Here is a 6,916-nt window from a genome sequence, read left to right on the forward strand (position 1 = left end):
TATTTTGCTCAAACCACTCTTGATTATTTCCATCCTTAATTGAATCATTGTGTATATTATATTTCAAGGCAAATTTCTCATGGCAGCGATTACATTACAAATGAAAATGTATTCTGATATTTCTTATTTTACTATATTAAAACAAAGGATGAACCTAGAGAAAAATCTCGGTTCATCCTTTGTTCTCTTGAAACCATTTATCCATTTGGAATAGTATTTTGTCCATCTCTACTGCACTAGAAAGGGTAGGTAATTCGACAAGCAATGCCTGCTTAGGAGGCTTTACTCCTTCTCCTTTTTTTTGCAAGATGATGATACTTTTCGCTGAACTTTTATTTTTAAACATACTTATTGGCAATTGGAGCAATCCTTGAACAATAACTTGCTCTTTAAAAAATTCATGTAATTGTGGTGCTTGCTCACTTTCAAATAATCCATTAGGAATAAGAAAGAATAAATACCCGCCTGGCACTGTATGACGGACACTTTGTTCCATGAATAGATGATGAGAGTAAGTATGCCCTTCACTTACACTGACTTGATAATCTGCAGCTCTGACATCATTTGGATAAAAGCCTACAGGCAAATCTGCGATTACTGCATCAACAGGGTCAATAAACATCGGCTCCAGACTGTCTTGATTGAAGAGTTGAATAGGATGAGCTTGTAAATTGGCATTAACATAGGCAAGCTTAATAAGAAGGTCATCAATCTCAACGCCGACAGAATCAATTTTTCTTTGAAGGTGATTTAAAACAGTTGTTAACAAATTTCCCGTCCCCACTGCTGGGTCAAGCAAGCGGAAATTTGACTGTTTCATAAATCTTTCCACTAAATAGCCAATAAGTATCCCAACAGAATCAGGTGTCATTTGATGGTTCGGTTGAACACTATCGTTCATCCCTTTTAAAATAGCCAGCTGATAAGCTTTCCGAATTTCATCGTTTGAAAACTTTTCTAAATCAATCTGTCCATACTGTTTCTTCATTCTTTTTTCTGTTAGTTCGCTGACCTCATCTTGCAGGATAGAGCCTTGGAATAAATTCTCTCCTGTCTCAGCGAGTGCCTCTAAATATGTACAGTTTAATTCTTCCTGCAAAAGAAGTGCAGTTTCATTAAATAACGTAAACAGTTGTTCCACTGGAGAAACTTTCATTTGATCCCCGCCCTCATTAATTTCCTTATTCATTTTAATGAGTATCGACATATTATACAAGTTTTAAGCATAGAAAAAGGCCCTGCTTATGCAGAGGCCTTCTTATTCATTATTTTACTTTGCCGCCTTAGCTGCTTCAAGTGCTGCTTCGTAATTAGGGTGGTTTGTTGCTTCACTTACATATTCAACATATGTAACTGTATCGTTAGAATCAACAACAAATACGGCACGTGCTAGTAGTCTTAATTCTTGGATAGCAACTCCAAATGCTTCACCAAAAGAAAGATCACGATGATCAGATAATGTTTGTACATTTTCAATTCCGCTAGCAGCACACCAGCGTTTTTGTGCGAATGGCAAGTCAACACTTACCGTTAATATTTTCACATTACCTAAGCTGTTTGCTTCTTCATTAAAACGACGTGTTTCAGCATCACAAACACCAGTATCCAAAGAAGGTACAGAGGTAATTAAACGTACTTGACCTTTGGTACTTTCTAAGGTTACTTGTGACAAATCATTTGCCAGTACAGTAAAGTTAGGTGCTTTGTCCCCTACTTTAACTTCATTGCCTAAAAGTGTAATTGCATTCCCTTTAAATGTTACATTTGCCATTTTACATCCTCCTTTGTCGTGTTCAAGTTCTAGCGATTGTAGTAAACGCTTTCCCTTCAAATATGTACAGTGTAAATATATCTTTTCAAAATCTAATTTGCAATTAATAAGCTTTTGAATTTTCACATATTACATGAAAAAAGTTAACCTTCCTAATCTTCTGGAAGATTAACCTTTTCTCCTATAATTCAAGTTCTTCTTTTGATTTATGCTCGTTTCTCGATCCCTGCAAACTATTTTGCTGTTGACCTTGGTCCTTTTTTGAAAACATTTGCTGAATTTTATCTATCGCCTGTGGAGCCAGCTCTAATATTTTTTCATACAAATGAGTGCTTTCATCCAAGTGCAGCATTTTAACACCATGAGAGTTAACAATTAAAAAGGCAATTGGGGTAATTGAGACACCGCCCCCGCTCCCGCCCCCAAATGGATGGGATGAACTTTGACTCTGACCTTGTCCTTGCCCTTGCCCTTGCCCTTGCCCTTGCCCTTGACTTTGAGACCCCTCAAGTTTAAATTCACTACCACCTGCGGCAAATCCAAAACCTACTTTCGATACAGTCAAAATAACACTGCCATCAGGGGTTTCGACAGGATCACCAATAATCGTATTTACATCAATCATTTCTTTAAGGCTTTCCATTGCAGTTGTCATCAAACCTTGAATTGGATGGTCAGACATGGCTGTTTCCTCCTTTTTTAAATGGATTTTGTTTTATCATTTGCAAAATTTGCTTTCTTTTTAAAGTGCGGAAGTCCGCCCCTCCAGAATTTAAATAGTTTTAATCCTGCTAGAATAGCATGCCCGATACGAAACTGAATAATACATGTTATTCTTGTCTGAATCACGGCAGCCTGAAAGTGTGGAGTCACAGTTATTTTTGGCATTTCTTTCAGTTTTAAATAATGACTAATAAGACCTATTATGCTCCCTTTAAATGCCCAAATGGCACCCGTTATCGTCCCTGTGTGTGCTGCATCTCCTAAACCAATCAAAGTATTCCACTCAAAGCCTTTCATCGTAACTTTTCGAAAAAAATTTCTTACAATCCGATGTAACCCAAACACATGATGCAGTAATTTTTTGGCATTTGAAAAATTATTTTCAATATCTTCAGCTGTGAATTGCTTGGAGTCTGCGTTAGTTGTTTCAGCTGAGGAATCACCCATTTTAGTTTTACTTTTAACTACAATGCTAGGAGAATTATCATCCACTTTTATTAACGGAACGTTAATTGTATATTTTATTAATCCAAACCAAATCTTAAATTTTATCTTTAAATCATCATTGTCATTATGATGATAATAATTAATTAGTATTGTTAATTTAGTAAAAAGAATGAGAATGAAAAAGAGCAATAGAATCGACATAACTATAAGCACCCAGAACAATTTCAATCACAACCTTTCAGCGGGTAGTATTTGCTTTTCCATAAAAAAATAAACCTACCAACAATGTTGATAGGTTTATGCTCACCGTTCCACATGTATGACCGAGGTGTCAGTGAATAGATCATGCAAGCCTTGTTTTTTGGGTAAAAAAGCAATAATTATATATCCAACGATGATTGTTGAAGAAATAAATCGACCAATCCATTCACGAAAGAGGATCGTTCCCCATGTCATTTGATCACTTTTTAAATCAACTACTTTCAATCCAAACACCATTTTTCCTAAAGTTTGATTTAGATACTTGGTCATTAGCACGAAATAAAGGTAGAAGATTAATGCGGATACGATTGAAGCTGGAGCAAACATGGATGATTCCGATAAAGAAAAATCCAGCATTCGAAAAACTGGTTTAATCAACATCCTAACAATACTTCCCACTACCACCAAATCTAGAAGGTACGCCCAAAAGCGCATCCAGAAGCCTGCATATCGAAAGGAAGGTTCCTCTTTACTGTCGTTCGAGTATTCTTGATACTCATTCGTTTCCATGGATACTCCCCCTATTCCGAATATAGGTACATAAGTCTTGGAGAATTTGGTCTTGATAGGAGCTTCAACAAGCCAGCCATTTCCATATCTTTACCCATTAATTTCTTTGCCTGCATTGTAAATAAGGAACTCAGTCCAAGTGAGTCTGAATAACGAACGACTTGTGCACCTTTTAGTTTCTCTTGTTTTTTCATATATTTCACCACATCGTCTAAGTAGCCAAAACCATCAATTAGCTGCAATTCCTTGGCTTGGCGGCCATCATAGACACGTCCATCTGCTATTTTTTTCACCTGCAGGATTGGAAGCTTCCTTCCCTCTGAAATAACTTTGACAAATCCTTGATATGAATTATTTATCATCGACTGTAAGATTTGTCGTTCCTCCTCGGTCATTTTTCTTGTTGGGCTCATAATGTCCTTATGTTTACCACTTTTAATCGTAACAAAGTCAACGCCATATTTATCGGCCAGCCCTTTATAATTGATCCCTTCCATAATCACACCGAGACTGCCAGTCATTGTCTCGGGACTCGCATAAATCTTTTTAGCTGCTGTTGAAATATAATATCCTCCCGAAGCGGCCATGGACCCCATTGAGATATAGACTGGCTTTTTAGTTTCTTTTTGAATTTCAGTTAGTTTATCATGAATTTCTGCACTTTCAACCACTCCGCCTCCGGGGGAATTGACTTTTATAATTATTCCTTTTACCGAATCATCGTCTTTAATATAGTTTAACTTTTTCATGAAGCCCTGATGATTGAAGCCAGAATTTTGCAGAATTGAGCCAGTTTCCCCTGTATCCTGGATGACCCCATTTACATCAAGAATCACTATTTTCTTTAATTCATTCCCTTCATTGACAACCTCTTCTGTAAAGGGCTGCTCCGCGGAAGCCATAAAATCAGTGAAATTTGTTTCCCATCCTTTAAAGGCAAAAGAGGATAAAAAATTAATGACCACCGAGAAGAAAAATAACGCTGCTGCAATCCCTAGTGCGGCCCACCGTTTTCCATTCATAAATACGTATGTCCCCCTTTTTGTTTATCTTAAAATTAAGTCCTATTTCATATTGTCTCAATAAAATGCTAAACTAATTTCAGACTAGCATTATTTCTTAGAGAATATTTTCCTGATGAGGATAATGTTACAAAAATCTCATTTACCAGGGAGGTACATAATATGGAGAATAGACGCAATATTTACTTTTATCACAAAAGAGATTCGGACATGCTGTCAAAAGTGGCTCCGCTTGTAGAAATAGCAAATCGATATGGATTTACAATTGTCACTGATTACCGAAACGCAAATATCATTGCCAGTGTTGGAGATGATGGAACATTTCTACAAGCAGTTAGAAAAACTGGCTTCCGGGATGATTGTCTTTATACGGGGATTTCAACCGAAGATAACCTGAGTATGTATTGTGATTTCCGGATTAATGATAGATCTAAAATGATTGATGCGATTGCCACCAATGAAAATGTAAAGGTGCGCCGTTATCCGTTAATTGAAGTAGAAGTTGATGGGCAAGGGACGTTTCCTTGCTTAAACGAATTCAGCATTCGCTCTTCAATCATTAAGACACTAGTAGTAGATGTCTACATTGACCAGCTTCACTTAGAAACCTTCCGCGGCGATGGACTTATTGTCGCAACACCAACAGGTAGCACTGGCTATAATAAATCGGTGAATGGTTCGTTAGTTGATCCACTTCTTCCATGCATGCAGGTGAGTGAAGTAGCCTCTGTTAATACCAATAATTATCGAACACTTGGTTCATCCTTTATTGTTGGCAGTGAAAGAACCCTTACGCTTAAAGTAATATCTGAAGGCAATGACCATCCAACAATGGGAATGGATAATGAAGCATTAAGCATCCGTCACGTAGAGAAAATCAGCATAAAAATAAGTGATAAAAAGTTAAAAACACTTAAACTAAAAGATAATTCTTTCTGGGAAAAAGTAAAGCGATCTTTCCTTTAAAAAGAGACATTTACTCACAAAAAAACCTTATCCAAGGAAGCGGATAAGGTTTTTCATTATATGCTAGTGCTCTTCTCTTTTCTTAAATGGAACGATTGTGAAGGTAACAGCTTTGTTTTTGATAAAGAATAAATCGTTAATGCTGACCAAATGAACATAAAGGATAGTAATTGTATTTTTGAAAAATGTTCATGATAGACAAATACGCCTAAAAGTAAAGTTAATGTCGGAGCAATATATTGCAAAAACCCTAATAATGATAAAGGGATCTTTTGTGCGCCTTTTGCAAAATAAAGGAGCGGTACTGCTGTTGCAACCCCAGCACCAATTAATAGCAGGTCAGTTTGAATCCCAGCGTTTAAAAAGTCATTGGTACCGCTAATAAATAAAAATCCGATATATATAACAGCAATCGGTGTTATCACTAGAGTTTCTAAGGTTAACCCAATAGCAGAATCTACATTGATCAACTTTTTCGCTAATCCATATAATCCAAAGGAAAGGGCTAACACAATCGCAATCCACGGAAACTGCCCATGAGAAATAGAAATAATTAGTACCCCAATTGCAGCTAAGACGAAGGATGCATATTGGTAAACCGTTAATTTTTCTTTCAGCACAATCATCCCTAATAAAATACTGATTAATGGATTGATATAATAACCAAGGCTCGCCTCAATCATATGACCGCTGTTAACCGCCCAGATATAAATGAACCAGTTCACACTGATTAACAGAGAGGCAATCGTCAAAGCGGCCAATTGTTTTTTATTTTTCGCAAACCCTTTAATTGTGCGGAGAAAAAGTCCCCATTTTTTGGTTAGGAGAAGAATGACGATCATAAAAATAAACGACCAAACAACACGACTAGCTAAAATTTCTTTAGCATTAACATGTTCTAATAGCTTCCAATAGATTGGCAATAATCCCCAAAGCAAATAGGAAAAGCCGGCATGAATGACTCCTTTTTGCGTTTCTGTCTTTTTCATATGTTTATGAGCCCCTATTCTTTCTAGTTTCGAAATAATTTCTATTATAACGCGAAACTACATAAAAGGGGGAAAAATTTTGTTTCCAAAAAAAGCAGGCGGAATTCCGCCTGCTCAGATTGTCGACAAAAGGGGTTCGGAATGTTTACATTCCGAACCCCTTTTGACTTTTTCACTGTTTTTCCACCTATTTTGTCAGAGGGAGACCTCTCCGAGGTCTCTACTTA

8 protein-coding genes are annotated in these 6,916 nt (G+C 36.8%); 1 reads left to right on the forward strand and 7 read right to left on the reverse strand.

Features of this window, described 5'->3' with window-relative positions:
- Positions 1 to 172: 172 nt before the first annotated feature.
- From FS608_RS03890 to sppA, 6 genes are all read right to left on the reverse strand, one after another.
- The gene (locus FS608_RS03890; RefSeq protein WP_144547980.1) at positions 173 to 1,156 is read right to left on the reverse strand and encodes a class I SAM-dependent methyltransferase; all 984 of its coding nucleotides are present in this window, start codon (positions 1,154 to 1,156) and stop codon (positions 173 to 175) included.
- 114 nt (positions 1,157 to 1,270) lie between these two features.
- Positions 1,271 to 1,771: a thiol peroxidase gene (tpx, locus tag FS608_RS03895; protein ID WP_144547925.1), complete on the reverse strand. Its 501-nt coding sequence runs from the start codon at positions 1,769 to 1,771 to the stop codon at positions 1,271 to 1,273.
- A 181-nt stretch (positions 1,772 to 1,952) separates the two neighbouring features.
- Positions 1,953 to 2,453 (reverse strand): GerW family sporulation protein, encoded by a 501-nt coding sequence (gene ytfJ, locus FS608_RS03900; RefSeq protein WP_144547926.1) that lies wholly within the window; start codon positions 2,451 to 2,453, stop codon positions 1,953 to 1,955.
- A gap of 17 nt (positions 2,454 to 2,470) precedes the next feature.
- Positions 2,471 to 3,142 (reverse strand): DUF2953 domain-containing protein, encoded by a 672-nt coding sequence (locus FS608_RS03905; protein WP_260871564.1) that lies wholly within the window; start codon positions 3,140 to 3,142, stop codon positions 2,471 to 2,473.
- A gap of 102 nt (positions 3,143 to 3,244) precedes the next feature.
- A complete protein-coding gene (locus FS608_RS03910; protein WP_144547927.1) occupies positions 3,245 to 3,712 on the reverse strand; it encodes an RDD family protein in 468 nt (155 codons plus the stop codon).
- An 11-nt stretch (positions 3,713 to 3,723) separates the two neighbouring features.
- Positions 3,724 to 4,734: a signal peptide peptidase SppA gene (sppA, locus tag FS608_RS03915; protein ID WP_144547928.1), complete on the reverse strand. Its 1,011-nt coding sequence runs from the start codon at positions 4,732 to 4,734 to the stop codon at positions 3,724 to 3,726.
- A gap of 162 nt (positions 4,735 to 4,896) precedes the next feature.
- On the opposite strand from sppA, the gene FS608_RS03920 reads away from it, so the two are divergent.
- On the forward strand, positions 4,897 to 5,700 hold the full coding sequence (locus FS608_RS03920) for an NAD kinase (protein WP_144547929.1): 804 nt from the start codon (positions 4,897 to 4,899) through the stop codon (positions 5,698 to 5,700).
- Positions 5,701 to 5,756: 56 nt separating this feature from the next.
- Here FS608_RS03920 and rarD read toward each other — a convergent pair whose 3' ends face one another.
- Positions 5,757 to 6,689, reverse strand: coding sequence for an EamA family transporter RarD (rarD, locus tag FS608_RS03925; protein WP_144547930.1), 933 nt, complete (start codon positions 6,687 to 6,689; stop codon positions 5,757 to 5,759).
- Positions 6,690 to 6,916: the final 227 nt, after the last annotated feature.

Source organism: Bacillus sp. X1(2014), from assembly GCF_007678255.1.

Excerpts from the sequence above, each read along its gene's own strand:
- FS608_RS03905 (WP_260871564.1), bottom strand. The coding sequence starts at position 3,142 with ATGTCGATTCTATTGCTCTTTTTCATTCTCATTCTTTTTACTAAATTA.
- sppA (WP_144547928.1), bottom strand. The coding sequence starts at position 4,734 with ATGAATGGAAAACGGTGGGCCGCACTAGGGATTGCAGCAGCGTTATTT.
- FS608_RS03910 (WP_144547927.1), bottom strand. The coding sequence starts at position 3,712 with ATGGAAACGAATGAGTATCAAGAATACTCGAACGACAGTAAAGAGGAA.
- FS608_RS03890 (WP_144547980.1), bottom strand. The coding sequence starts at position 1,156 with ATGAAAGTTTCTCCAGTGGAACAACTGTTTACGTTATTTAATGAAACT.
- FS608_RS03920 (WP_144547929.1), top strand. The coding sequence starts at position 4,897 with ATGGAGAATAGACGCAATATTTACTTTTATCACAAAAGAGATTCGGAC.
- tpx (WP_144547925.1), bottom strand. The coding sequence starts at position 1,771 with ATGGCAAATGTAACATTTAAAGGGAATGCAATTACACTTTTAGGCAAT.
- ytfJ (WP_144547926.1), bottom strand. The coding sequence starts at position 2,453 with ATGTCTGACCATCCAATTCAAGGTTTGATGACAACTGCAATGGAAAGC.
- rarD (WP_144547930.1), bottom strand. The coding sequence starts at position 6,689 with ATGAAAAAGACAGAAACGCAAAAAGGAGTCATTCATGCCGGCTTTTCC.